The sequence below is a fragment of the Streptomyces sp. NPDC026522 genome, from assembly GCF_055567555.1.
In genome coordinates this window covers 615,150-641,417 of record NZ_JBVHQF010000001.1, presented here as the reverse complement: position 1 = coordinate 641,417, position 26,268 = coordinate 615,150, and the positions used below count along the sequence as shown (strand labels likewise).

Below are 26,268 nucleotides of genomic sequence, written 5' to 3'. Positions count from 1 at the left end.
CGCGTCTCAGGCGGTCCGGGTCGGGGCGGCGAGGTAGGCCCAGGCCTTGCCGCCCGAGCGCAGGACGACCTGGATCCTGGCGTGGTCGTCGACCTCGTAGTCATCCGCTGCGGCCAGTTCCTCGTCGGTGATCGAGAAGACGGTGCCGTCGACGGCGTCGGTCTCGTCGGAGGAGGCGATCACCAGGGGATGACGGTCTGTTCCACTGGCGGCGATCACCTCGGGATCGGTGATCTCCACGTGCGTCATCCGGTGCCCGGGCAGCGCGTCGGGAGTCCCGTCCAGCAGCCTGCCGAAGCGCGCGAGCTGGACCTCGGGCAACCGCAGGGTGCCGTACGAGAACAGCTGGTGACGAGCCGGACCGGCCATGCGGAGACCTCCAGAGTGACGCTGATGACCTGACACGCCCGACCTGGCGAGGGCGACTTGAGCCCGGAGACAGCGCGCAGCGCACGCAGTGCACGGTCCGAACCGGTGCGCCGCGGCCGCCGCGGCCGGGCGGGTCCTGCTGACCTGGCTGACGTCCGCCACCCGCCTGGCGGCCGGGGTGCCCCGTTCCCTCGACGAACTGGCCCACGGCAGACCGGAGCGGATCGCCGGCCTCAGCCGCCCGTGTTCGAGACGGCGCCGCAGCCGTGAGCCGGCCGGCCCCGCGTGATCAGGAACCGTCCGGGTCCCGGTTCTCGACGGCGGCCGGCGAACCGGAGCCGGCGCCGAGGACGTTGTCGATGTGGGCCGCGAGGGAGGAGCGCAGGGCCTCGGGCGTCATCTTCCGCTCGTCGATCAGGTGCACCACGAGATCGGCGCGGATGCAGGCCAGCAGCGCGTGGGCGGTGAAGTCCGCGTCATGGGCGCCGGGCACCTGGTCCAGTTCCGCGCGCAGGGTTTCGTGCCACCAGCCGTAGTGCTCGGCCTGGTAGGGGCTGCTGAGCCCGGCGTCCTCCGCCGCCGCCATCAGGTTGCGGTTCTCGATCTTGAAGCGGAGCGAGGCGTCGAGGAGGTCCAGCACCCGCTGCCGCGGTGCCGAAGCGGCCGACTCCTGGGCTTCCCGCACGGCGTGCCGCAGGGGTTCGAGGCGTGCGGCGAGCACGGCGCCGATCAGGCCCGCGCGGTCGCCGAAGCGGCGGAAGAGGGTGCCCTTGCCCACCCCCGCCGCCGCGGCGATGTCGTCCATCGAGACGTCGTGGGGGCTGGCGCCGGCGGCGAAGAGGGCGTCGGCGGCGGCCAGGACGGCCTCTCGGTTGCGCAGGGCGTCGGCCCGCTCCGGACGTCGGCTCACGGATCCTCCTCGTGGTCTTCGGCTGGTCCGGGGCCCGTGCCGCTCCGTGCCGCCCGGTGCTCCGCCCCGCCCCGCTCGGAGCGGGCCGGCCGGTGCGGTGGGACCAGTCGAAGATACGCGCTGCGGTGCGGCGGACGGCGCCCGGGTGCCCGCGGGTGTGGCGGGCCGGGACGCCGCCGCGCTACGACATCTCGCGTTCGGCGAAGGCCCGGAACGTGCCCGGGGGGCGGCCGGTGAGCCGCTCGACGGTGTCCGAGGTGCGGTCTTCGGCGCCGGCCGCGATGTCCCGGTCCATCCCCGCCAGCATCGTGGCGAACTCCAGCGGGATTTGGGCCGCCCAGCGGTCGCGCAGCTGCTCGAAGGTCAGCCGGCGGTGCACCACGGACCGGCCGGTGACCTCGCCGATGATCGCGGCGACGTCGTCGTAGCTCAGCGCCTGCGGCCCGGTCAGGATCAGATCCGTGTCGGGGGCCCGCTCGTCGGTCAGGGCGCGGACGGCGACGGCGGCGATGTCCTGCGCGTCGATGAACCCGACGCGGCCCCCGCCCGCGGCCGTCCGGATCGCGCCGTCCGCGCGGATGCTGCGGGCGTGCGGGGTGTGGCCGGTGAAGTTCTGCATGAACCAGGAGGGCCGCAGCACCGCCCACTCCTCGAACAGGCCGGGCAGGGCCTCGTGGACCCGCCCCACCGCCGGGCCGCCGGCCGGGATCGCCGACGAACTGAGCAGCACGGCGCGGCGCACGCCCGCCGTACGGGCCCGGCGGAGGAAGGGCAGCATGACCGCGGCCGGGTCGGAGGAGCCGATGGGCGGGACGAGGTAGACGCGGTCGACGCCGCCGAGCGCCTCGTCCCAGGTCGCGGGCTCGTTCCAGTCGAAGCGGACGCCGAGGGCGTCCTCGACCGGGGTGGCGTTCCGGCCGGCGGCCTTCACCCGGCGCCCGGCCGCGCGGAGCCCGGCGGTGACCCGGCGGCCGGTGGTGCCGGTGGCCCCGGTGACGAGAGTGACGTCGGTGCCGTTCATCGGGCCGCTCCGGCGAAGCCGGCGCCGGGCTGCGCGACGGCGAGGGGGTTCCAGTAGTCGCGGTACGAGGTGATGAGCCCGTCCTTGACGGTGACCACGGCGATGTAGGTCATGTCGAAGGGGCTGCCGGTCCCCACCAGGCGGCCGACGCCGCGCATCTCCACGACGATCGTCTCCGGGTCGGTGGTCCGGTGGACCGTCACGTCGGGGAAGTCGTGGAGGTCGACGTGGTCGGGGTAACTGCGCATGTACGCGCCGACCGCGGACTTGCCCGCCAGCCGCTCGGGCCAGCCCTGGGGCGCGAAGGGGAACTCCATGACCCCGTCCTCGTGCCACAGCTCCACCCAACCGGCGATGTCCTTCTCCAGCAGCAGTCGAAGGCCGTGGCGGTACAGCTCCGCGGGCGTCATGGGGATGCTCACGATCAGGACTTCCGTTCAGGTCGGGCGGGTTCTGCGCGGCGGGAAGCCGGAACGCAAACGGACTGTCGGTCCGCAATATCGACCATACGGACCGACAGTCCGTTTCGCAACCGCGGAACGACCGTCGACGCGACCGTCCGCGCGACCGCTCATGGAACGCCGGGACTCAGGAACCCAGCCAGATGGGGTTGGTGAACGCGGCCGGCGGACCGGGCAGCGGTGGCGCCTGGGACGGGTGGCGGACCTCCGCGCGGACGTACGCGGAACGGGCGGGCGTGGTGCGCCACTCCAGGGCGGCCGCCGCAGGCTCGGTGCGAACCGTCCCCTGGTCCGTGACCAGCCGCAGTTCGCACCCCTCGGCGCCGGTCACCGACAGCCGTACGAGGACCTCCGTGCCCGGGTCCTCGGGCCGCAACCGCTCCCCGATGCCCGCATGGGCTCCGCGCGGGGTGACGGCGGTGAAGTCGACCGAGACGGCGGAGGATTCCGCCGCGTAGGCGCGGCCCGCGCGCAGGCCCGCGAGGATCGCCCCGCGCGAGAGGTCGTCGGCCAGGACGACGGTCTGCGGCCCGCCGACGCGGTCGGGGTCGCGGTGGTAGTCGCTGTGGGCCAGCGCCGGCAGCCAGCGGTCGCCGTGGGCGGCGCGCAGGGTGGCGTCCCAGGAGGCCAGGGACACCTCGTCGTCGGGGGTCCAGGGGCCGTTCCACACCTCCACGGCATCGGCCTCGGCGAAGCCGAACTTCCAGGCGCAGCCGATGCAGGTGGCGTGCGGGTGGGCGGGGACGACGAGTCCGCCGGCCTGGCGGACGGCGCGGGCGAAGCGCTCGAACCGGCCGTCGCGGGAGCGGTAGCGCCAGTCGACGAACGTCCCCGGGTCGGTGCCCACGGCCAGGACGTGCCCGGTGCGGGTGGTGATCTCCTCCCCCGTCAGGACGAGCAGGCCGGCGGCGCTCGGGACCGACCAGGCCGTGTGGGAGCTGTGGGTGTTGTGCTCGGAGGTGTTGATGAAGTCCAGTCCGGCGGCCCGGGCGAGTCCGGCTATCTCGGCCGGGGTGCGGCGGCCGTCGGAGTGCTCGGAGTGGATGTGGCAGTCCCCCCGGTACCAGGCGCGGCCGCGGCCGGGTACGCGCTGGGGCGGGTGGACCGCCGGGACGGTGGGGGCCGGTTCGCCGGACGTGAGGCTCACGGTGATCTCGTACGCGAGCCCCTGCGGGGCCACCGTGTAGGGGCCGAGCGCGATGTACCAGCGGCCGGGCTCCAGCGGGCCGGGCAGGTAGCCGGGGGTGGCCGCGTCGGCGCGCACGAAGAACTCGCTGCGGGCGCCGCCCGACCAGCCGCGGAAGCCGCGCCCGCCGAGTGCGGTGCCGCGCTGGTCGAACAGGCCGATGTCGAGGGCGTTGCCCGGGGTGCCGGGTGGGGTGGCCGGCTTGTCGTAGTGGTAGGCGAGGCGCAACTCCCGCACGCCCGGCGGGACGTCCAGCGGTACGTACACGAAGTCGGGGGCGCCCGGCGGGATCGTGCCGTGCAGCGCCGTGGTGGTGGTCGGCGGCTCCGGTTCCGCGGCGGCCGCCGGGGCGGAGCGGGGTGCGGCGGAGGTGGCCGCCGCGGTTGCCTGTGCCAGTAGTGCTCGTCTACTGAGGGCCATGGGTCCGAGTGTCACCGGGCCCGGTGAACCCGGAGTGAACGCCCGTTCGGGCGATGCCGGCCCCCGGGCGACCCCGCCCGGGGGCCGGGGGATGCGGGCGCCGCCCGGATGCCACGGCCGGCAGCCGGGCGGCGCAGCCCGGGCGGAGGCGGGCGCCGGGCGCTCAGTCGAAGTAGCGGCCCTTGTCCAGGTCTTCGATCAGCCCGGGCCGCGTCGGCCGCCAGCCCAGCAGCCCACGGGTCAGCGCGCTGGAGGCCGGCTGGTCGGCGGAGAGGACGGCGGCCAGCCAGCCGTAGTGTGCGCCCGCGTCCTCGGGGGCGACGGGCACGACGGGCAGGTCCAGGTGGTGGCCGATGACCTCGGCGATGTCGCGGAGGGACACCCCCTCGTCGGCGACGCCGTGCAGCGTCGAGCCCGCGGGGGCCTGCTCCAGCGCGAGGTGGAACAGGTCCGCGGCATCACCGAGCCGGACGAGCAGCGACTCCCGCGCCTGGTGAGGGAATCGCTGGAGGAGCTCAAGGCCGTCACCTCGGGGGCAGCGGGTCGCTGATCGCCGATGGCGCGCCCGGAGCGAACCGTAGCCGCACGAGCGTAGACGCACGACCTGAGGTGCACGCGGCGGAAGATCGGCTTCCAGAGCGGGGACCGCTCCGCCAGACTGAGCTGAGCGGTCCCCGGAGAAGGCTGAGGTGCGTGGTGGCGGAATCCGATGATGCCCTTGTCATCCGCCACGTCGCCGAGCGGCTGATGAAGGCTCATCCCCATCTGGACGCCGACCTGGTGCGGAGTTCGGTGCAGACGGCGTACGAAGAACTCAGGTACGCCCGGGTACGGACCTACCTGCCCGTCCTGATGGAGCGCAGGGCCAGGGATCTGCTGCCCTCCGACGGGCCCCCGGAGCACGGCTCCTGACGGCGTTCAGGCGCGGGCCGCCTGCCTGATCAGGTCGGCGACGGCGGCGGGCTGGGAGACGTAGACCGAGTGGCTGGCGGCCACTTCGACGGTCTGGGCCCCGATCCGCTCGGACATCGCGTACTGGGCCGGCGGCGGGATCATGCGGTCCTCGGTGCTGATCAGGTACCAGGTGGGCTTGGTACGCCAGGCCGGCCGGGACACCGTACCGCCCAGTGCCGCCACGCCCCAGGGGACCTGCGAGTCGGCCATGAACTCGGCCTGGGCGCGCGGCAGGTCGCCGGCGAAGGAGTCGGCGAACTTGTCGCGGTCCAGGAACAGGAACCCCTGGTCGGGCGGGAGGATGGGCGGGACCGGGGCTCCCGGGGGCGGGTCGGCGATCAGGGTGTTCACCGACTCGCCCTTGTCGGGCGCGAACGCGGCGATGTACACGAGGGCGGTCACCTTCGGGTGGTTGCCCGCCTCGGTGATCACGGCCCCTCCGTAGGAGTGGCCGACCAGGGTCACCGGTCCCCGCATCCGGTCGATGACCTGCTGGGTGGCGGCCACGTCGCCCTCCAGCGAGAGCGTGGGGTGCTGTACGACGGCCACGTTGTGGCCGTCGGCCTTGAGGGCGTCGTAGACGCCCTGCCAGCCGGAGCCGTCCACGAAGCCTCCGTGAACGAGTACGACGTCGCCGCGCTGTGCGGTGTCGCTCATCTGTTCCTCCCGTGCTCGTAGGGCCGCCCGGACCGGGTGGGCCCTGAGGGAGAACGCTACGTACTGGGGCGTTTCCGCCGCTTCCGCCATTTGACGTAGCCGCGGTCGGCAGATCAGGCCGGGGCCGCGAAGCTCCCGCTGCCGTGGCGCCGACGGTCAGCCGGATGACTCATCCCCTTAGACTGCTCCCATGACGACCGCTCCGCTGCGCAAGGACGCCGCCCGCAACTGGGAGCGGATCGTCGCCGTGGCCCGCGGTCTGGTGGACGAGGGAACTCCGCTCCAGCTGAACGACGTGGCCCGGCGTGCCGGGCTCGGCGTGGGCACCGTCTACCGCCACTTCCCCACCGCCGAGGCGCTCCTCGAAACCGTCGCCGCTCCGTCCCTGGAGGCGCTCGCCGACCACGGCGAGCGGGCACTGGCCGACGACGACCCCGGACGGGCCCTCGCCGCCTTCCTGACCCGCACCATCGAAGCCCAGGTCACCGACGCCTCCCTGACCGCGGTCACCGCCGCGGCCACGGACGCCCTGCCGCGCACCACCGAACTCAAGCAGGCCCTCCGGTCGGCCGGTGCACAACTGCTGGCACGGGCCCGCGCGGCCGGAGTCGTGCGCCCCGACCTGGCCGACGGCGACCTCGTCCCGCTGATGTGCGGCATCGCGTACGCCGCGACCGTGCACGGCGCCCCCGGCACCCGCGTCGAGACCGGCCGCCGGTACCTGACCGCGCTCCTCGAAGGGCTGTACGACCGAAGGCCCTGACCCCGTCCGCCCCCGCTGCCCGCGGCGGCGTCGCGCGGCGCTCAGGTCGTCTTGATCTGGCCGCCGTCGATGAGGAATTCGGCGCCCGTGATGTTCGCGGCGCGCGGCGAGGCCAGGAAGAGCACGAGGTCGGCTACCTCCTGGGGTTCGGTGAAACGTCCCGTGCTGATGCCCATCTGCCGGGGCACCACCGCATCCATGGCCTCCTGGGCCGTGGTACCCGCGTCGGCCGCCACGGCCTCGGCGAAGCCACCGGGGGCGGTCCAGAACGGAGTGCGGACCGGTCCGGGAGCGATCGCGTTCACCCGTACGCCGCGCGCGGCGAACTCCTCCGACAGCGCCTTGGTGAGGCTGGTCAGCGCCGCCTTGGCCGCCGAGTAGTCCACCACCGAGGGGAAGGGCAGCCGGGCGTTGACGGAACTGATGTTGACGACGGCGCCGCCGCCGTCCGCGAGCAGGTGCGGCAGCGCGGCGCGGACGGCGCGGACGGCGCTGAAGAAGTTCAGGTTGAAGCCCCGCTGCCACTGTGCGTCGTCGATGGCGAGGAAATCGGTGCGCGGCTCGGTGGCTCCGACGTTGTTGACCAGGACGTCGATCCTGCCGTGGCGTTCCGCCGCCGCCCGGATCAGGGCGTCCGGGCCTTCGGCGGTGGCCAGATCGACGGCGACGAAGGCCACCTCGTACCGCTCGCGCAACGCCGCCAGCTCAGGGGTCTCGGATCGGCTGCCGGCGACCACGCGCGCACCCTCACGCACGAACGCCTCGGCGACGGCGAGGCCGATGCCCTTGCTGGCGCCGGTGACGACGGCGACTTGGTCGGTGAGCTCGAGATCCATCGGCGCGCACTCCTGTGTCTGAACTCTGCCCGGACTTTTCTCCTGAACCACATGTTCACGGGCATTGTCGGCATCGAACCCGGTTCGCCCCCGCAGGCACGCCGCGCCCGTCCGGGCCGGGTCACGGACGTGCGGGACCGGGTTCGGGCAGGGGGCCCGGGGGCGCTGTCAAGGGGCGTATACGTGGGACTTTCAGGGCCGGGCACCGGTCACGGACAGTGGCGTCACGTCGTCGTTGATCGACCGATCCGACTGAGGAGACTGACCACCGCATGGCCACTCACGACCACGGGTTCCTGCCCCTGACCTCGCCGCAGACCGGCGTCTGGTTCGCGCAACAGCTCGATCCCGCCCGCAGCGACTACACCATCGGCGAGTACCTGGAGATCCACGGGGCGCTGGACGTCGAGCTCTTCGAGCAGGCCCTGGGCCGGACACTGGCCGAGACCGAGGCGCTCGGCATGCGGTTCGCCGAAGTGGACGGCGAGGTACGGCAGGTGCCCGCCGACCGGCCGCCCTTCCGGCTGGCCGTGGCCGACGTCGGCGCCCGCCCCGACCCGGCCGCCGAGGCCGAGGCGCTGATGCGCGCGGAGCTCGCCCGGCCCATCGGTCTCGCGACCGGCGACGTGACGCGCCAGCTCCTCGTACGGACGGGTCCGCGGACCCACCGCTGGCTCCAGGCGTACCACCACATCGTGGCCGACGGGGTGAGCGGCTCCCTCCTCGCCCGCCGGACCGCCGAGATCTACTCCGCCCTCGCGGCCGGCGCCCCCGTGCCCGCCTCCGACGCGGCGTCCTGGGAGCAGATCGTCGCGGAGGAGCACGCCTACCGCCGCTCCGAAGAGCACGCGCGCGACCGGGAGTTCTGGCGGGCGAAGCTCGCCGGCGCCCCCGAACCCGTGAGCTTCACCGGCCACACCCCGGCCCGCCCGACCGGGGCGGCCGTGCGGGTGAGCCGCGACCTCGACCCCGCGGACGCCGCCGCCCTGCGGGACGCCGCCCGGCGGCTCGGCACCCGCTGGTCGGCGTTGGTCATGGCGGCCGCCGCCGGCTACCTGCACCGCGTCGGTGCCACCGAGGACGTGGTCCTCGGGCTGCCCGTCACCGGGCGCACCACGCCCGCCGCGCGCCGTACGCCGGGGATGTTCTCCAAGGTGCTGCCGCTGCGCCTGCGGGTCACCGGGGCGATGACCGTGGGCGAGCTGGTCCGCAGCACCTCGGCGGGGATCAAGGAGGCGCTGCGGCACCAGCGCTACCGGGTGGAGGAGCTGTACAGCGGCGCGGACGGGTCGGCGGCCCGGCCCTGGGACGCCGTGGTCAACCTGATGTCCTTCGACTACGGGCTCTCCTTCGGCGGCGCGGGTGCCACCGCCCACAACCTGGCCGTCGGCCCCGTGGACCACGTCTCGGTCAACGTCTACGACCGCGGCGGTGACAGCCCGCTCACCGTGCAGGTCGAGGGCGATGCGGCAGAGGGCGGGGCGGATGCGCTCGCGGCCCACCAGGAGCGGTTCGTCCGGTTCCTGGTGGCGCTGGCCGCCGCCGACCCGTCGGCCCCCGTCGACTCGCTCGGGCTGCTGACCGGCGCCGACGAGGAGCGGCTGGCCGTCCTCGGCGACGGCGGCAGCACCGCGGCCGCGCCGGACCGGTGCCTGCACGAGCTGTTCGAGGAGCAGGCGGCGCGCACGCCGGACGCCGTCGCCGTGCTCTGCGCCGGCGAGCGGCTCAGCTACGCCGAACTGGACGCGTGGGCCGAGCAGATCGCGGACCGGCTGCGTCCGCTGACCGCCCCGGGGGTGCCCGTCGGCGTCAGTGTGGAGCGCTCCCCCGCCATGGTCGCGGCGCTCCTCGGCATCCTCAAGGCGGGCGGCTGCTACGTGCCGCTCGACCCCGCCCTGCCGCAGCGGCGGATCGCGTACATCGTCCGGGACGCGGGCATCCGTACGGCCGTGGCGGGCCCGGGCGCCGCCGGTTGCCTGCCCGCGGAACTGGCGGACGTGGTGGTGCCGGGCGACCGGCCCCGCGGACCGGTCAGCGCGGACCGGCGCCCTGGCGCGGAGCACTCCCCCGGCAGCGCCGCGTACCTGCTCTACACCTCGGGCAGTACGGGCGAGCCGAAGGGCGTCCTCGTGCCGCACGCCGCGGCGGCCGACTTCGTGCTCGGGCACCTGGCGCTGTGCGGCGTCGCCCCGGCGACCGCCGCGGGGGGTTCCGGCGAGCGGTTCCTCGGCTTCGCCTCGCTGTCCTTCGACGTCTCGGTCCTCGACGTCTTCGGCGCGCTGCTGAGCGGCTCGGCCCTGGTGCTCGCCACCGACGAGGAGCGTACGGACGTCGACCGCCTCCAGGCGCTGCTGGCCGGGGAGCGGGTCACCGTCGCCGACCTGCCGCCCGCCCTGCTGCCCCTGCTCGACCCGGCCGCCCTGCCCGCCCTGCGCTTCCTGTCCACCGGTGGCGAGGCCCCCTCCGGGGACGCCGTCGACCGGTGGGCGCGCGGCGGCCGCCAGGTGTGGAACGCCTACGGCCCGACCGAGGCCGCGGTGTCCGTCACCATGCACCGGTGCGCGTCCCCCTCGAACGGGCAGGTTCCCCCGATCGGCCGGCCGATGGTCAACCACCGGGCGTACGTGCTGGATCCGCAGCTGCGCCTGCTGCCGCCCGGCGCGGCCGGCGAGCTGTGCGTGGCGGGCGCGGGCCTGGCCCACGGCTACGCGGGGCGCCCCGGGATGACCGCCGAGCGGTTCGTACCGGACCCGTTCGGCGCGCTGCCCGGAGCCCGGATGTACCGGACCGGTGACCTCGTACGCTGGTCCGAGCAGGGGCAGCTGGAGTTCCTCGGCCGCATCGACCAGCAGGTCAAGGTCAACGGCCACCGGATCGAACTGGGCGAGATCGAGAGCGTGCTGGGCCGCCACCCCTCGGTGGGCCAGGCCTCGGTCACCGTGCACGAGGCGGCCGGCGGCGGGCGGCGCCTGGTCGCCTTCGTGGCACCCGCCCCCGGCGCGGCCGTGGCCGAACCGGCGGAGCTGGCGGCCCATTTGGCCGAGGCCGTGCCCCGCTACATGGTTCCGCACACCTTCGTGGTGCTGGACCGGCTGCCGCTGACCCCCGGCGGCAAGGTGGACCGCAAGGCACTCGTCGTTCCGGCCGCCGCGGCGGCGGCGCCCGCGGCGGTCGGCGGGCCGCAGCGCCCGTACACCGCGGCCGAGCGGACGCTGAGCGCACTGATCGCTGAGGTCCTCGGCTGCCCGGCGGGCCCCGACGACAACTTCTTCGAGCTCGGCGGCGACAGCATCGCCGCGCTCGGCCTGGTCAGCCGAGCCCGGGCGCGCGGGTTCTCCTTCACCCTGCGCGAGGTCTTCGAGCACAAGACCGCGGCCGCGCTCGCCGCCGCTGCCGGTGCCCCCGTGGACGGCGGCCCGGACGGCGCCGACCAGGGGGCCGCCGGTGAGGAGGAGTACGGCGAACTGCCCGCGACCCCCGTCATGCGGTGGCTGCTGGACGGTCCCGGCCCCTACGGCCGCTTCAGCCAGTCCGTCGTGCTCGCGCTGCCCGAGGACGCGGACGACGCCCGCCTGGTCCGGGTCCTGCAGGCCGTCCTCGACCACCACGCGGCCCTGCGGCTGCGCACGGCCGACGGCCCCGAGGGCCCGTTCTGCTCGGTCGGCGCGCCGGGGACGGTGGACGCGGCCGGGCTCTACCGCAGCGTGGACACCACCGGACTGGACGACGCGGCCCGCACCGCCGCGACGGAGCGGGCGGCGGACGTCGCGGCCGGTGAACTGGACCCGGCCGCGGGCGTGATGCTGCGGGCGGTCCGCTTCGGCGGCGCCGGCGCACCCGGGCGCCTGCTGCTGTGCGTGCACCACCTCGCGGTGGACGGGGTGTCCTGGCGGATCCTGCTGGGCGACCTCGCCGAGGCCTGGTCGGCGGTGTCCGAGGACCGGCCGGTACGGCTCGCCCCGGGCGGCGCCTCCTTCCGCGACTGGGCGGCGCACCTCCAGCGGCAGGCCCACTCCCCCGAGGTCTTGGCCGAACTCCCCTTCTGGCAGGGGGTCCTGGCCCCGGACCGGGACGCCGACGCGTCCGGGCCCGGCGCGCCCGCGCTGTGGGAGCGGGTGCCCGATCCGGTACGCGATACCGTCGGCGCCACCCGTACGCTCACCCTGGACCTGCCCGCGGAGGTGGCCGCCCCGCTCCTCTCGGCGGTGCCCGCGGCCCTGCGCACCGGACCGGCCGAGATCCTGCTCGCGGCCCTGGCCCTGGCGGCGCGGCACCCCCTGGTCCGCGGCGGCCACGAGCCCGGCAGCCTGCTGCTCGACCTGGAGGGCCACGGCCGGGCCGACCGCACGGGCCGGCACGACCTGTCCCGCACCGTGGGCTGGTTCACCACCCAGTACCCGGTCCGGCTCGACCTGCGGGGCCTCGACCCGGCCGCGGCGCGCTCCGGCGGGGACGCGCTCGCCGAACTGGTCGGGCGGGTCCACGACACGCTGGCGGCCGTGCCCGACCACGGCACCGGTTACGGTCTGCTCGCCCGGCTGAACCCGGAGACCGCGCGGGAGCTGGCCGCGGCGGCGCAGCCGCGGGTCCTGTTCAACTACCTGGGCCGGTTCGACGCCTCGGGCGACGCCCCTTGGGGGCCGGCCGCCGAGGCGGGCGGGCTGCGCGCCGCCGGCGATCCGCGGATGCCCGTCGACCACTGCCTGCAGATCGACGCCCTCGCCCTGGACGGCCCGGCGGGCCCCTCCTTCCGCGCCGTCCTGACCTGGCCGCAGGACCTGGTCGAACGCGCGGAGGCCGAGGCGCTGGCCGGCGCGTGGGAGGAGTCCCTGCGGCTGCTGGCCCGCTGGGCGCCGCCGTCGGGCGGGGCCGCGCGGCCCGCGCCCCGTGACTTCCCGCTGGTGCGGCTGACGCAGTCGGAGGTGGACGCGCTCGCCGAGCGCTACCCCGCCTTGACGGACGTCATCCCCCTCTCCCCGCTCCAGGAGGGCCTGTTCTTCCACGCCTCCTACGACGCGGCGGGCGTGGACGCCTACACCGGGCAGCTCGTACTGACCCTGGAGGGCGCCCTGGACCCGCAGGCCCTGGCCGCGGCCTGCCGCGGGCTCCTGGCCCGCCACAGCGCACTGCGCGCCGCCTTCACCGACCGCGGCCTGGACCGGCCCGTGCAGGTGGTCCTCGATGCGGTGGACGCCCCCTGGGAGAGCGCCGACCTGTCCGGCCTGGACGGGGCGGCGCGGGAGCGGGCGTGGGAGGAGCTGCTGGCCACCGACCGGGGGCGGCGCTTCGACCTGGAGCGGCCGCCGCTGGTGCGCTTCACCCTGGTCCGGGTGGGCGCCGAGAGCCACCGCCTGGTGCTGACGAACCACCACGTCCTGTGGGACGGCTGGTCCTCGGCGGTCCTGCTGCGCGAGCTGCTCGCCGGTTACGGTGCGGCCACCGGTGCGGAGCCGGCCGCCGCCGTCGCGGGCGTCCCTTACCGGGACTACCTCGACTGGCTGGCCCGCCAGGACCGGGACGCGGCCACCGCCGCCTGGGGCTCCGCCCTGGCCGGCCTCGACGAGCCCACCCTGCTGGGGGCCGCCGACCCGCACCGGCTCGACGCGCTGCCCGAGCGGATCTCGCTGGAGCTGTCGCGCGGGCTGACCGAGCGGCTCACCGCGCGGGCCCGGTCCGCGGGCATCACCCTCAACAGTGTCGTGCAGGGCGCCTGGGCGGTCCTGCTGTCCCGGCTGACCGGCCGCGACGACGTGGTCTTCGGCGGTACCGTCTCGGGCCGCACGGCCGACCTCGACGGCATCGAGGAGATGGTCGGGCTGCTGATCAACACCCTGCCCGTCCGGATGAGGGTGGACGGGGCGGAGCCGCTGATCGCCGCGCTCGCCCGGTTCCAGGACGAGCAGGCCCGGCTGATGGACCACCAGCACCTCGGGCTGGCCGAGATCCAGCGGGCCACCGGGCTGGGCACCCTGTTCGACACGACCGTGGTCGTCGAGAACTATCCGCTCGACCTGGAGTCGCTGCGGGAGCCGGCCGGCGGGCTGCGGCTGACGGGGGTGGACGGCTCGGACGCCACCCACTACACCGTCAACCTCATCGTCCTGCCCGGCGAAAGGCTGCGCCTGCACCTGGACCACCGCCCCGACGTGCTGGACGCTCGGGCCGCGCGCAGCGTGGCGGACGCGCTGGAGCGGCTGCTGGCCACGGCGGCCGACGAGCCGCGGACCCCGGTCGGGGAGATCGACCTGCTCTCCGCCGACCAGCACCGGCTGATCGAGGAGTGGAACAGCACGGCCGTCCCGGTGCCCGCCACCACGCTGGTGGAGCTGTTCGAGCGCCAAGTGGCCGCCACCCCGCGGGCCCCGGCGACCGTGTTCCGCGGGGAGCGGCTGTCGTACGCGGAACTGGACGCGCGCGCCGAACGGCTCGCCGGCGCCCTGCGGGCCCGCGGGGCGGGTCCGGAGCGGATCGTGGCGGTCGCGCTGCACCGCTCGACGGAGCTGGTGGTCGCGCTGCTGGCCGTACTGAAGTCGGGCGCGGCGTACCTGCCGGTCGACCCGACGCTGCCGGCGGACCGGGTGGCGTACCTGCTGTCGGACGCGCAGCCGGTGCTGCTGATCACCACCGAGGACGTGGAGCCGCTGCTGCCGGCGGCCCCCGGGCCGGTGCGGGTGCGCCCCGATGCCGACGCAGGTGACGACGGCCCCGACGGGGCCGGGGAGTGCGCCGCGCAGCCGCCGCTGCCCTCGCACCCGGCGTACGTGATCTACACCTCCGGTTCGACGGGCCGGCCCAAGGCGGTCGTCGTGGAGCACGCGGCCATCGTCAACCGGCTGCTGTGGATGCAGGACCGCTACGGACTGGGCGCCGACGACCGGGTGCTGCAGAAGACCCCGTTCGGCTTCGACGTGTCGGTGTGGGAGTTCTTCTGGCCGCTGCTGACGGGCGCCGTGCTGGTGGTCGCCGAGCCCGGCGGCCACAAGGACCCGGCCTACCTGGCCGGGCTGATCCAGCGCGAGGCGGTCACCACCGTGCACTTCGTGCCGTCGATGCTGGCGGTCTTCGCGCAGGAGCCGGCGGCCGGCCGGTGCCGGTCCCTGCGCCGGGTGGTGTGCAGTGGCGAGGCGCTGCCGGAGGAGCTGAAGAACCGGTTCCTCGATGTGCTGGACGTGCCGCTGCACAACCTGTACGGGCCCACGGAGGCGGCGGTCGACGTCACCCACTGGGACTGCCGCCGGGCGGACCGGGGGCCGGTGCCGATCGGCAGGCCGATCTGGAACACCGCGCTGTACGTCCTGGACCCGGCGGGCCGCCCCGTACCGGTGGGCCTGCCCGGCGAGCTGTACCTGGCCGGGGCCGGGCTGGCCCGCGGCTACCTGCGGCGGCCGGAACTGACGGCGGAACGCTTCCCGCTGGACCCCTTCGGGCCGCCGGGTTCGCGGATGTACCGCACGGGCGACATCGTCCGGCGGCGCGGCGACGGCGCGGTGGAGTACCTGGGGCGCACCGACGACCAGGTGAAGATCCACGGCTTCCGGATCGAGCTCGGCGAGATCGAGACCTCGCTCGCCCGGCTGCCCGGGGTGGGCAGCGCGGCCGTGGTGGTCCGCGAGGACGTGCCGGGCGAGCGCAGGCTCGCCGGGTACGTGGTCCCGGCCGCCGGGGCGGTGCTCGACGCGGCGGGGATGCGCGCCGAACTGGCGCGGTCGCTGCCGGAGTACATGGTGCCGCTGCTGGTGGTCCTCGACGGGCTGCCGGTCACTCCCAACGGCAAGCTCGACCGCAAGGCGCTGCCGGCGCCCGCGGCCGAGGCCGCTGCGACCGGGCACGAACCGCCCGCCGGGGAGACCGAGGAGTTCGTCGCGCTCGTCTGGGGGGCGGTCCTGGACCGCACGGGCATCGGACGCCATGACGACTTCTTCGCGCTCGGCGGCCATTCGCTGAGCGCGACCCGGGTCGCGGCCCGGCTGCGCCAGGCGCTCGGCCTGGAACTGCCCCTGCACACCCTCTTCGAACACCGGACCGTCGCGGGCCTCGCCGCGGCGGTCGAGACGGCCCTCTTCGCCGACATCGCCGCCACGGCGGACGACGCAGCACTTTCACTCGTATCCCAGGGAGAGACCTCGTGACCACCCAGGAGAGCTCGCCGGCGGCTGTGCCGGCGGCAGTCGACAGCCGGCTCGCCGCAGCCCGTGAGCTGCTGCGGCGCCGGGTCCAGGCCGCGCTGGCGGATCCGTCGGGCGCCCAGGGGCCCACGGCCGGCGACGCCGCCGCGGGAGCGGCCGGGAGCGGTGCGCCGGCCCGGGAACCCGTCGCCTCGTTCGCCCAGGAGCGGATGTGGCTCGCGGACCGGATGGCCGACGGCCGCTCCGGGTACGCGATCCCGCAGGTGGTCCGGATGCGCGGCACGCTGCGCCCGGACCTGCTGCGGCAGGCCCTGACGGCCGTGGTGGCACGCCACGCCACGCTGCGCACCGTCTTCGAGGAGCGCGACGGGCTGCCGCACCCCGTCGTCCGGCCGACGCCCGACGCGGTACCGCTGCCGGTCCTCGACCTCGGTGCGGGTCCGCTGGAGGAGCTGGAACTGCGGGCCCGGGGGCTGGCCCGCGAGGAGGTCCGCAAGCCCTTCGACCTGGCCCGCGGCCCGCTGCTGCGCGCGCTGCTGATCCGGCTGGGCGCCGAGGACCACCTGCTGGTGCTGGTGGTCCACCACATCGCCACCGACGGCTGGTCCATGGGGCTGCTGTGGCAGGAGCTGGCCGACGGGTACACCGCCCTGGCCCAGGGCGCCCCGCTGCCCACGGCCGCCCTGCCGCTGGACTACCAGGCGTACGCCCGCTTCCAGCGCGAGCGGTTCGAACACGGCTTGATGGACGGCCAGTTGCAGTTCTGGGAGCGCTCCCTCGCCGGTCTCGAAACGTTGGAGCTGCCCACTGACCGGCCGCGCCCCACCCGGCGCAGCGGCAACGGGCAGAGCCTCCCGTTCGCCCTCGACCCGTCGTTGACGCAGCGGCTGCGCCGGCTCGCCGAGGGCCGCGGCGTGACCCTGTTCATGACGCTGCTCGCCGGGTTCCAGGCCGTCCTGTCCAGGTACGGCGGCAGCACCGACATCGCGGTGGGCACCCCGGTCGCGGGGCGCGACCGGGTCGAGCTGGAGCCGCTGATCGGCTTCTTCGTCAACACCCTGGTGCTGCGCACCGACCTGTCGGGCGAGATCGGCTTCGACGGGCTGCTGGACCGGGTGCGCCGCGTCACCCTGGACGCGTACGACCACCAGGAGGTGCCGTTCGACCGGGTGGTGGAGCGGCTGAGTCCCGAGCGGGTCGGCGACCGCAATCCGCTGGTGCAGGTGATGTTCGCGTCGGCCCAGGACGAGACGGCCGGGCTGCGCCTGCCGGGGCTGTCCGCCGAGGCGGTGACCGCCGACTTCGGCGGCTCCCTCTTCGACATCAGCGTGTTCGTGGCCGAGGGCGCCGACGGCTGCACCGGCTCCTTCGTCTTCGACACCGACCTGTTCGACCGGGCCACGGCCGAGCTGCTCCTGGCCCACTACCTGGAACTGCTGGCCGCGGCCGCCGCCGAACCCGGCCGCCCCCTCGGCGAGCTGCTGCCCGCCGCCGCCAGTGCCGAGCGGCTGGTCGGCACGGGACACGGCGCCGTGCGCACCGACCTCGCCCCGGCGACCCTGCCGGAGCTGTTCGCCGAACGGGTGCGCACCTCCCCGGGCGCCGTGGCCGTCGTGTGCGGCGCGGAGCGGCTCACGTATGCCGAACTCGACGCCCGTTCCGACGCGTTGGCCGCCCGGCTGGGCGAGGCCGGAGTGGTCCGCGAATCGGCGGTGGCGCTGCTCCTGGAGCGCTCTCTGCACGTGCCGGTGGCCATCCTCGCCGTCCTGAAGGCGGGCGGCGCGTACGTCCCGCTGAACGCGGACTTCCCCGTCGAGCGGCTGCACTGGATGCTGGAGCGGACCGGCGCCCGGCTGCTGCTCACCGATCCGGTCACGGCCGGCCACGAGGCCGCCGCCACCGCGCCGGCCGGGGTACGGGTGCTCGACGTGACGGCGGCGCGGCCGGAACCGGCCGCCGTGCAGGCTCCGCCCTGCGTCCCCGACCAGCTGGCCTACGTCATGTACACCTCGGGCTCGACCGGTGAGCCCAAGGGCATCGCCGTCACCCACGCCAATGTGGCGGCGCTCGCCCGGGACGCCTCCTTCGGTCCGGCGCACCGCCGGGTGCTCGCCCACTCCCCGCTGTCCTTCGACGCCTCGACGTACGAGCTGTGGGTGCCGCTGCTGGCGGGCGGCACCGTGGTCATGGCACCGCCCGGCCGGATCGACACGGCCGCGCTCGCGGACCTCGTCCGGGAGCACGGGATCACCACCCTGTGGCTGACCGCCGCCCTGTTCAACCTGGTGGTCGAGGAGTGCGTGGAACTGCTCACCGAGGTCCGGGAGGTGTGGACCGGTGGCGAGGCGGCCTCGCCCGAGGCGTTCCGCCGGGCCCTGACGGCGGCCCCCGGCACCCTGCTGACCAACGCGTACGGCCCCACCGAGACCACCACCTTCGCCACGAGGCACACCCTGGACGCCCGGGCGGGCCGGGAAGTCGACGGGCGCGTCCCGATCGGCACGCCGCTCGACGACACCCGGCTGTACGTGCTCGACGGGCAGGGCCGCCCGGTGCCCGAGGGCGCGGTCGGTGAACTGTGCATCGGCGGCACCGGCCTGGCCCGCGGCTACCTGGGCCGGCCCGGGCTGACCGCCCGCCAGTTCGCCGTCGACCCGTACGGGCCGCCCGGCGCCCGCATGTACCGCACCGGCGACCTGGCCAGGCGCCGCCCCGACGGCACCGTCGACTACCTGGGGCGCGCCGACCAGCAGGTGAAGATCCGCGGGTTCCGCATCGAACCCGGTGAGGTCGAGGCCGAGTTGCTGCGCTGCCCGCAGATCGGCGGGGCCGCGGTCGTAGTCCGTGCCGACGCCGCCGGCGAGCAGCAGCTCATCGCGTACGTGGTGGCCGCGCCCGGCGCCTGCGCCGATCCCGAGGAGCTGCACCGCGCCCTGGCCGCCCGGCTGCCCGCCTACATGCTCCCGGCCGCGATCGTGCCGCTGGAGGCGCTGCCGCTGACCCCGAACGGGAAGCTGGACCGCCGGGCCCTGCCGGCGCCGCCCGAACCGGACGTGCGGCGGGTCGGCTTCACCGCTCCCGCCTCCGCCACCGAGGAGCTCGTCGCCGAGGTCTGGGGCGAGGTGCTCGGCCGTGACCGCATCGGACGGCAGGACGACTTCTTCGACCTGGGCGGCCACTCACTGCGGGCCACCCGGGTGGTGTCCCGGCTCGGCGGCCGGCTCGGCGGCCCCGTCCCGCTGCGGCTGCTGTTCGAGAACCCGGTGCTCGAAGGGTTCGCCACGGCCCTGGACCTGCTGCGCGGCGAGCACGCGCAGGCCGGTGCGGACGACGCCGCCGAGGTGATCGCACCGCGCCCTGCGGGCGCCCCGGCGCCGCTGTCCTTCGCCCAGCAGCGCCTCTGGTTCCTCGACCAGTTGCAGCCGGGCCGGCCCGACTACAACATCCCCGTCGTCACCCGGCTGCACGGCGGCCTCGACGCCGCGGCCCTGCTGGACGCCCTGCGCACCGTCGTCACCCGGCACGAGGTGCTGCGCTCGCGGATCACCGAGGGGCCCCGGGGCCCCGTGCAGGCCGTCGAGCCGCCCGGGGTATTCGTCCCGCTGCTCACCGACCTCGCCGAACTGCCCCTGGAGCAGGCCCGCTCGCGGGCGCTGGGTCTGGCGCACGCGGACGCCGCCGCTCCCTTCGACCTGACGGCCGCACCGCTGCTGCGGGCCCGGCTGGTACGGACGGCCGCCGACGAGCACCTGCTCGTGCTGGTCCTGCACCACACCGTCGGCGACGGCTGGTCGATGCCGGTCCTGTGGCAGGAGCTCTCGCACTGCTACGCCGCACTGCGCGGCGGCGGACGTCCCGCCCTGGCCGCTCTGGCCGTCCAGTACGGGGACTTCGCGCACTGGCAGCAGCAGCGCCTCGCCGACGGCGCGGCCGACCGCGGGATCGCCCACTGGCGCGGTCGGCTGGCCGGGCTCGCGCCGCTGGAACTGCCCACCGACCGGCCGCGCCCCGCCGCCCGCTCCGGTGCCGGCGACACGGTCACCTTCGAGGTGCCGGCCGAACTCGCCGCCCGGCTGGGCGGCGTGGCCCGGGAGCACGGAGCCACCCTGTTCATGGTGCTGCTGGCCGGCTTCCAGTCGCTGCTGGCCCGCTACACCGGGCAGTACGACATCGCGGTGGGCTCACCCATCGCGGGCCGCGACCGCACCGAACTGGAGCCGTTGATCGGCTTCTTCGTCAACACCCTGGTCCTGCGCACCGACCTGTCCGGCGATCCCGCCTTCGGCACGCTGCTGGGCCGGGTCCGGGAGACCGCGCTCCAGGCGTACGAGCACCAGGACGTCCCCTTCGACCGGCTGGTGGAGGAGCTCCGGCCGGAGCGCGACCTCAGCCGCAACCCGCTGTTCGACGTGCTCTTCCAGCTCCACCCGGAGCAGCCGGACGCGCTGCCGCTGGAGGGGGTGCGGGTGGAGACCGTCGAAACCGGCAACGGGACCGCCAAGTTCGACCTCAGCTTGGCCATGACCGAGCACCCCGGCGGCCTGACCGGCACCCTGAGCTACGCCACCGACCTCTTCGACCGCGGCACCGCCGAGCGCTTCGGCGCCCACTACCTGCGCCTGCTGCGCTCGGCCGCCGACCGGCCGGACGCGCCGCTGTCCCGGCTCGAAGTGCTGTCGGTGGGCGAGCGGGCGGCCCTGCTCGGCGAGGACTCCGCCGCCGCCCCGCAGGCCACCGCCCCGGCGGCGACCCTGCACTCCCTGGTGGAGGAGCAGGCCCGGCTGCGGCCGTTGGCGACCGCCGTGACCTGCGCGGGACGCTCCACCGGTTACGCCGAGCTGAACGCGGCGGCCAACCGGCTGGCCCGCCGGCTGCGGGACCTCGGCATCGGCCCGGAGACCACGGTCGCGGTGCTCACCGGCCGCGACACCCGCACGGTCGTCGCCGTGCTGGCCGTGCTCAAGGCGGGCGGCGCCTACGTCCCGCTCGACCCGGGCCACCCGGCCGAGCGGATCCGTACGGTACTGGAGGACAGCGGGGCCCGCCTGGTCCTGACCGGCGGACTGCCCGACGGGGCGACGCCCCCGCTGCCGGACTCCGTACCCGTACTGGAGCTGGACGAGGTCCCGCCGACGCAGGCCGGCGCCCCCGGCCCGGACGACCCGGACGCCGCGGACCTGCCCGCCGTCGCCGGACCGGACCACCTGGCCTACCTGCTGTACACCTCCGGATCCACCGGCAGGCCCAAGGGCGTCGCCGTCCCGCACGCCGCGATCACCGGCTACCTGGCGGCGCTGACCGCCACCTTCGGGATCGGCGCCGGGGACACCGTGCTCGCCCGCACCGCGCTCACCTTCGACCCCTCGGTCCGTGACCTCTTCGCCCCGCTGACCACCGGCGGGCGCGTCGTACTGGCCTCGCAGGACGAGGCCGCGGACCCGGACGCCCTCGCCCGGCTGCTGCGCACCGAGCGGGTCTCGGCGCTGCTGTCGATCGTGCCCTCGATGCTGGCCCCGCTGGTCGAGGCCGTCCCGGAGCCCTGCCCCGAGCTGCGGCTGGTGATGACCACGGGCGAGGCGCTCACCCCCCAACTGGCCCGCGCGGCCCGCGCGCTGGGTCCGGCGGAACGGCTGCGGCTGGTCAACCAGTACGGCCCGACCGAATGCACCAACACCACCACCTATCACGTGGTGACGGACGCCGACATCGACAGCGGCCGCATCCCCATCGGCCGCCCGCTGCCCGGCGCCCGGGTGCTGGTCCTCGGCGAGCACCTCGAACCGCTGCCGCGCGGTGCGGTCGGCGAACTGTTCATCGCCGGCCGCGGGGTCGCCCGCGGCTACCTGGGCGACCCGGGCCGCACCGCCGAGGCCTACCCGCCGGACCCCTACGGTCCGCCCGGCGCCCGCATGTACCGGACGGGCGACCTGGCGCGGCTGCGCGCCGACGGGGTGCTGGAGTTCCACGGCCGCCGGGACAACCAGGTCAAGATCCGGGGCCACCGGATCGAGCTGGGCGAGGTGGAGGCGGCCCTGCTGCGCCACCCGGACGTGGCCCGCGCCGTCGCCGCCGCCCACGGCGAGGGCGCGGACCAGGCGCTCGTCGCGTACGTGGTGTTCGAGCCGGGAACGGCCGGTGATCCGGCGGCCGTGCTCGACGCGGTGCGCGGGGTGCTGCCGGCCGCGCTGGTGCCCTCGGTGCTCGTCGCGCTCGACGCCCTTCCGCTCACGCCCAACGGGAAGGTCGACCGCAAGGCGCTGCCGGCGCCGGAGCCGGGCGCGGGCGGGCCGGCCCGGGCCTACCTCGCCCCGCGCACCGCGCTGGAGCGGACGGTCGCCGAGGTGTGGCAGGAGGTGCTCGGCGACGGCCCAGTGGGCCTGCGCGACCACTTCTTCGAACGCGGCGGGCACTCGCTGCGGGCCACCCGGGTCATCTCGCGGCTGCGGACCCTGCTGGGTCTGGAGATCCCCGTACAGCTGCTGTTCCGCCACCCCGTCGCCGGGGACCTGGCGCGGGCCCTGGCCGGCCTCGGGGACGGCGGCGAGCCCGCGATCGCGGCGCTGCCCGCCGGACCCGGCCCGCTCTCGTTCGGACAGCAGCGGCTGTGGCTCCTGGACCGGCTGCAGCCCGGCCGGCCCGACTACAACATGCCGGGGGCGATGCGGCTGAGCGGGACGCTCGACACCGCCGCGGCCCTCGGCGCCCTGCGGGACGTCGTCGCCCGCCAGGAGGTGCTGCGCTCGCGGATCGAAGCCGGCGGTGGCGGGGTGGCGGAGGCCCGGCTCGTCGTGGAGCCGGTGGAGGTGTTCTCCCCGGAGTTCACCGACCTGACCACGGCGGATTCCGCCCCGGCGGCCGGGGCGGACCCGGCGCCGACGGCCGGGGAGCGCGCGCTCGAACTGGCTGCGGCCGACGCCGCCATGCCCTTCGACCTGGCCACCGCACCGCTGCTGCGGGCCCGGCTCGTCCGGCTCGCGGAGCGCGAGCACCTGCTGGTGATCGTCGCCCACCACATCGCCTTCGACGGCTGGTCGGTCGCGGTGTTCTGGCAGGAGTTCTTCGCCGCCTACCGGGCACGCACCGAGGACGGCGCCGAACCGCTCCCGGAACTGGCCGTGTCCTACGGCGCGTTCGCCGCCTGGCAGCGGCAGCGGCTGACCGGCGACCTGCTGGCCCAGCAGCTCGGCTACTGGCGCGGGCGGCTGGCCGGACTGACCCCGCTGGACCTGCCCACCGACCGGGTGCGGCCGGCCACTCCCTCCGGCCGCGGCGACCAGCTGCCCTTCACCGTGCCCGCGCCGCTGCTGGAGCGGCTGCGCGCGCTGGGCCGGCAGCACGACGCCACCCTCTTCATGGTGCTGCTGGCCGGCTTCCAGGCACTGCTCGGCCGCTGGTCGGGCGCCCAGGACGTGGCGGTGGGCTCACCCATCGCGGGCCGCGACCGCAGCGAACTGGAGCCGCTCGTCGGCTTCTTCGTGAACAGCCTGGTGCTGCGCACCGACCTGTCCGGGGATCCCGGATTCGCGACGCTGATCGGCCGGGCCCGGGAGACCTGCCTGGGCGCGTACGCCCATCAGGACGTTCCCTTCGAGCGGCTGGTGGAGGAGGTCCACCCGCAGCGCGATCTCAGCCGCAACCCCCTCTTCCAGGTGATGCTGGTGCTGAACGAGGAGGCCGCGGCGCCGCCGGCGCTGCCGGGCCTGGCGGCCGAGCCGGTCGCCCTGGCGAGCGGCGCCTCGAAGTTCGACCTGTCCCTGTACCTCTCCGAGGAGGACGGGCAGTTGCACGGGGAGGCGGTGTTCGCCACCGACCTGTACGACCGGGAGACCGTCGCCCGGATGACGGCCGCCCTGCTGGAGCTGCTCGCCGCCGCGGCGGACGCGCCGGACGCACCGGTCGGCTCGCTGCCCCTGCTCGGCGCGGCCGAGGAGCAGCGGGTCCTGCACGGCTGGAACGACACCGCCGAGGCGGGGGCGGACCGGCCGCTGCACGAACGCGTGGGCGAGCAGGCCGCGCGCACGCCCGCCGCGGTCGCGGTCGAGGACGGCCGGCGGAGCCTGGACTACGCCGGGCTGTGGCGGACCGCCGGGCGGCTGGCCGGGGAACTGGCCCGGCTCGGGGTGGGCCCGGACACCGCGGTAGCGGTCTGCGTGGAGCGCTCGGTGCTGCTGCCGGCGGCGCTGCTGGGCGTACTGCGCTCGGGCGGGCTGTACGTGCCGGTGGACCCGGAGTACCCGGCCGACCGGGTCGAGTACATGCTGTCCGACAGCGGTGCCCGGGTGCTGGTGGTCTCCGGCGACGCCGCCGCCCGGCTGCGGGCGCCCGAGGGGGTGCGGGTGGTCGACCTGGAAGCGCTGCTCGCGGCCGACGGCCCGGCCGGTCCTGCCGCGCCGGTGGCGCTCCAGCCGGAGCACCTCGCCTACGCCATCTACACCTCGGGTTCGACCGGCCGCCCCAAGGGCGTCATGGTGCCGCACCGCGCCCTGGCGAACTTCACCCGGGACATGACGCGCCGGCTGGCGCTCGCCCCGGCGGACACGGTGGCCGCGGTCACCACCGCCTCCTTCGACATCGCCGTCCTGGAGCTGCTGGTGCCACTCACCGCCGGCGCCGCCGTACGGGTCGTGGACCGGGAGACGGCGCGGGACGGAGTCCTGCTCGCCAGGGAACTGGACGCGTGCGCCCCCACCGTGGTGCAGGCCACCCCGGCCACCTGGCACCAGCTGATGGAGACGGGCTGGACCGCACCCGGAGTGCGGGCGCTGTGCGGCGGCGAAGCGCTGCCGACGGCCCTCGCCGAGCGGATGCGCGCGGCGCTGGGCACCGTGTGGAACGTGTACGGGCCCACCGAGACGACCGTCTGGTCCACCGCCCACCGGCTGTCGGGCCCGGCGGCCGAAGGGTCGGTGCCGATCGGCTCGGCGCTCGCCAACACCCGGCTGTACGTGCTGGACGAGCGGCTGCGGCCGGTGCCGGTCGGCGTGTTCGGCGAACTGTTCATCGGGGGCGACGGGGTGGCCCGCGGCTACCACGGCCGGCCCGGGCTGACCGCCGACCGCTTCGTCCCCGACCCGTACACGCCGGGCGGCCGGCTGTACCGCACGGGGGACTTGGTGCGCCGGCTCCCGGACGGCGCCCTGGAGTACCGGGGCCGGGCCGACGGCCAGGTCAAGGTGCGCGGCCACCGCATCGAGCTCGGCGAGATCGAGGCCGCGCTCGCCCGCCACCCGCAGGTACTGGCGGCGGCCGTGGCGGTTCACGGCGACGGCGTCGACGCGGTCCTCGCCGGATACGTGACCTGGCGGGATGCCGAAGGCGAGCTGCGGGCGCTGGGCGACTTCCTGCGCGAGGACCTGCCCGAGTACATGGTCCCGCGGGTGCTGAGCACGCTGGAGCGGCTGCCGCTCACCCCCAACGGCAAGCTCGACCGGCGGGCCCTGCCCGCCCCGTCGGCCGGCGCGGACCTGGCCGGCCGGGCACCGCGGGTGGCCCCGCGCGACGCGGCGGAACTGCGGATGGCCCGGCTGTGGGAGGAGGTCCTGGGCGTGGCGCCGGTCGGCGTCCGCGACGACTTCTTCGACCTGGGCGGCCACTCCCTCAAGGCGTTCCAGCTGATGGGCGCCGTACAGCGGGAGTTCGGGGTGGAGCTGCCGCTGAACCTGGTGTTCCGCCGGCGCACCGTGGAGCTGCTCTGCGAGGCGCTCCCGGAGGCGGGTGCGGCGGCCGCCCGGCTGCTGGTCCCGCTCGCCGAGGGGGACCCGGCGCGGCCGCCGCTGATCCTGGTGCACCCGCGCGGCGGTGACGTCGTCTGCTACCGGGACCTGGTGCGCGGCCTGGCCGCGGCCCCGGCCGGCGACCGGCGGGTCCTGGGGCTGGAGTCCGTCGGCTACAACACCGCGGACGCACCGCTGGAGCGGGTGGCGGAGATGGCCGAGCGCTACCTCGCCGCCGTACGCGAAGAGCAGCCCCACGGCCCGTACCTGCTGGCCGGCTGGTCCTTCGGCGGTACGGTCGCCTTCGAGATGGCGGCCCGGCTCGAAGCCGCCGGGGAGACGGTGGCCTTCCTCGGGCTCGTCGACACGGCCGCTCCCGGGCCGGTGCCCCGGGCGGACGCCACCGCGGGAGATCCGGACCTGCTCCGGTACGGGATCGCCGCCGGGCTCGACGCCGGCGAAGCGCGCGGGCTGGACGAGGACGCCCTCCTCGACGCACTGGTCCGGCGCGGCCGCGAGGACGGCAGCCTCCCGCGCGGCTCGGCCCCGGAGGCGCTGCGGCGCCTGCTGCGGGTCGCGGAGGCCAACGGCGCCGCGTCGGCGGCGTACCGCACCGAAGCCGTCCTGACCACGGCCGTCCACCTGTGGACGGTGGCCGAGGTGCACGGCGAACTCGCCACCCCGCTGGTGGACCCGGAGCCCTGGCGGCCGCGCACCGGCGGAGCCCTGCGCCACGCCGTGGTCCCGGGCAACCACCACACCGTGATGGACCCGCCGCACGCCGCCTCGGTGGCCCGGGCCATCGCAGCGGCCCTGCCCGCCTGATCCCCCACACCCGACCCCGCACACCGA

General features: G+C 75.6%; 11 protein-coding genes and 1 pseudogene. 4 read left to right on the top strand and 8 right to left on the bottom strand.

Translation table 11 applies throughout. From position 1 onward, the window contains the following. Positions 1-6: 6 nt before the first annotated feature. The 6 genes and pseudogenes from ACZ4M3_RS02790 to ACZ4M3_RS02765 form a co-directional block, all read right to left on the bottom strand. Positions 7-369, bottom strand: a complete 363-nt coding sequence (locus ACZ4M3_RS02790; RefSeq protein ID WP_467729512.1) for a gamma-glutamylcyclotransferase family protein — start codon at positions 367-369, stop codon at positions 7-9. Positions 370-658: 289 nt separating this feature from the next. Next, entirely contained in the window at positions 659-1,279 is a 621-nt protein-coding gene (locus tag ACZ4M3_RS02785) for a TetR/AcrR family transcriptional regulator (RefSeq protein ID WP_467729510.1), read from the bottom strand. Between the two features lie 181 nt (positions 1,280-1,460). Further along, the gene (locus tag ACZ4M3_RS02780) at positions 1,461-2,300 is read right to left on the bottom strand and encodes an NmrA family NAD(P)-binding protein (RefSeq protein ID WP_467729508.1); all 840 of its coding nucleotides are present in this window, start codon (positions 2,298-2,300) and stop codon (positions 1,461-1,463) included. After that, positions 2,297-2,722, bottom strand: a complete 426-nt coding sequence (locus ACZ4M3_RS02775; RefSeq protein ID WP_467729506.1) for a nuclear transport factor 2 family protein — start codon at positions 2,720-2,722, stop codon at positions 2,297-2,299. Before ACZ4M3_RS02775 ends, ACZ4M3_RS02780 begins: the two co-directional genes overlap by 4 nt. A gap of 166 nt (positions 2,723-2,888) precedes the next feature. Further along, positions 2,889-4,367: a CehA/McbA family metallohydrolase gene (locus ACZ4M3_RS02770; RefSeq protein ID WP_467729504.1), complete on the bottom strand. Its 1,479-nt coding sequence runs from the start codon at positions 4,365-4,367 to the stop codon at positions 2,889-2,891. Positions 4,368-4,530: 163 nt separating this feature from the next. Beyond that, positions 4,531-4,827 (bottom strand): annotated as a pseudogene (locus tag ACZ4M3_RS02765) (3-beta hydroxysteroid dehydrogenase); the annotation flags it as partial. Between the two features lie 236 nt (positions 4,828-5,063). Here ACZ4M3_RS02765 and ACZ4M3_RS02760 point away from each other — a divergent pair. Continuing rightward, a complete protein-coding gene (locus tag ACZ4M3_RS02760) occupies positions 5,064-5,279 on the top strand; it encodes a three-helix bundle dimerization domain-containing protein (RefSeq protein ID WP_467729502.1) in 216 nt (71 codons plus the stop codon). Between the two features lie 6 nt (positions 5,280-5,285). Here the strand turns inward: ACZ4M3_RS02760 and ACZ4M3_RS02755 are convergent, their stop codons facing one another. Further along, positions 5,286-5,978: an alpha/beta fold hydrolase gene (locus ACZ4M3_RS02755; protein ID WP_467729501.1), complete on the bottom strand. Its 693-nt coding sequence runs from the start codon at positions 5,976-5,978 to the stop codon at positions 5,286-5,288. Between the two features lie 190 nt (positions 5,979-6,168). Here ACZ4M3_RS02755 and ACZ4M3_RS02750 point away from each other — a divergent pair, with 190 nt between their 5' ends. Beyond that, complete coding sequence (locus ACZ4M3_RS02750) at positions 6,169-6,741, top strand: TetR/AcrR family transcriptional regulator (RefSeq protein ID WP_467729499.1); 573 nt, start codon at positions 6,169-6,171, stop codon at positions 6,739-6,741. A gap of 41 nt (positions 6,742-6,782) precedes the next feature. On the opposite strand, the gene ACZ4M3_RS02745 is transcribed toward ACZ4M3_RS02750, so the two are convergent. Continuing rightward, positions 6,783-7,577 (bottom strand): oxidoreductase, encoded by a 795-nt coding sequence (locus ACZ4M3_RS02745; protein WP_467729498.1) that lies wholly within the window; start codon positions 7,575-7,577, stop codon positions 6,783-6,785. Between the two features lie 272 nt (positions 7,578-7,849). On the opposite strand from ACZ4M3_RS02745, the gene ACZ4M3_RS02740 reads away from it, so the two are divergent. Both ACZ4M3_RS02740 and ACZ4M3_RS02735 read left to right on the top strand, forming a co-directional pair. Beyond that, the gene (locus ACZ4M3_RS02740) at positions 7,850-15,706 is read left to right on the top strand and encodes an amino acid adenylation domain-containing protein (protein ID WP_467729497.1); all 7,857 of its coding nucleotides are present in this window, start codon (positions 7,850-7,852) and stop codon (positions 15,704-15,706) included. After that, positions 15,703-26,241, top strand: coding sequence for a non-ribosomal peptide synthetase (locus ACZ4M3_RS02735; RefSeq protein ID WP_467729496.1), 10,539 nt, complete (start codon positions 15,703-15,705; stop codon positions 26,239-26,241). The genes ACZ4M3_RS02740 and ACZ4M3_RS02735 overlap by 4 nt, the downstream gene beginning before the upstream one ends. Positions 26,242-26,268: the final 27 nt, after the last annotated feature.

What these genes read in the sequence shown, in the direction of transcription:
- ACZ4M3_RS02790 (WP_467729512.1), bottom strand. Translation starts at nt 369, where the DNA reads ATGGCCGGTCCGGCTCGTCACCAGCTGTTCTCGTACGGCACCCTGCGG.
- ACZ4M3_RS02780 (WP_467729508.1), bottom strand. Translation starts at nt 2,300, where the DNA reads ATGAACGGCACCGACGTCACTCTCGTCACCGGGGCCACCGGCACCACC.
- ACZ4M3_RS02770 (WP_467729504.1), bottom strand. Translation starts at nt 4,367, where the DNA reads ATGGCCCTCAGTAGACGAGCACTACTGGCACAGGCAACCGCGGCGGCC.
- ACZ4M3_RS02755 (WP_467729501.1), bottom strand. Translation starts at nt 5,978, where the DNA reads ATGAGCGACACCGCACAGCGCGGCGACGTCGTACTCGTTCACGGAGGC.
- ACZ4M3_RS02750 (WP_467729499.1), top strand. Translation starts at nt 6,169, where the DNA reads ATGACGACCGCTCCGCTGCGCAAGGACGCCGCCCGCAACTGGGAGCGG.
- ACZ4M3_RS02745 (WP_467729498.1), bottom strand. Translation starts at nt 7,577, where the DNA reads ATGGATCTCGAGCTCACCGACCAAGTCGCCGTCGTCACCGGCGCCAGC.
- ACZ4M3_RS02740 (WP_467729497.1), top strand. Translation starts at nt 7,850, where the DNA reads ATGGCCACTCACGACCACGGGTTCCTGCCCCTGACCTCGCCGCAGACC.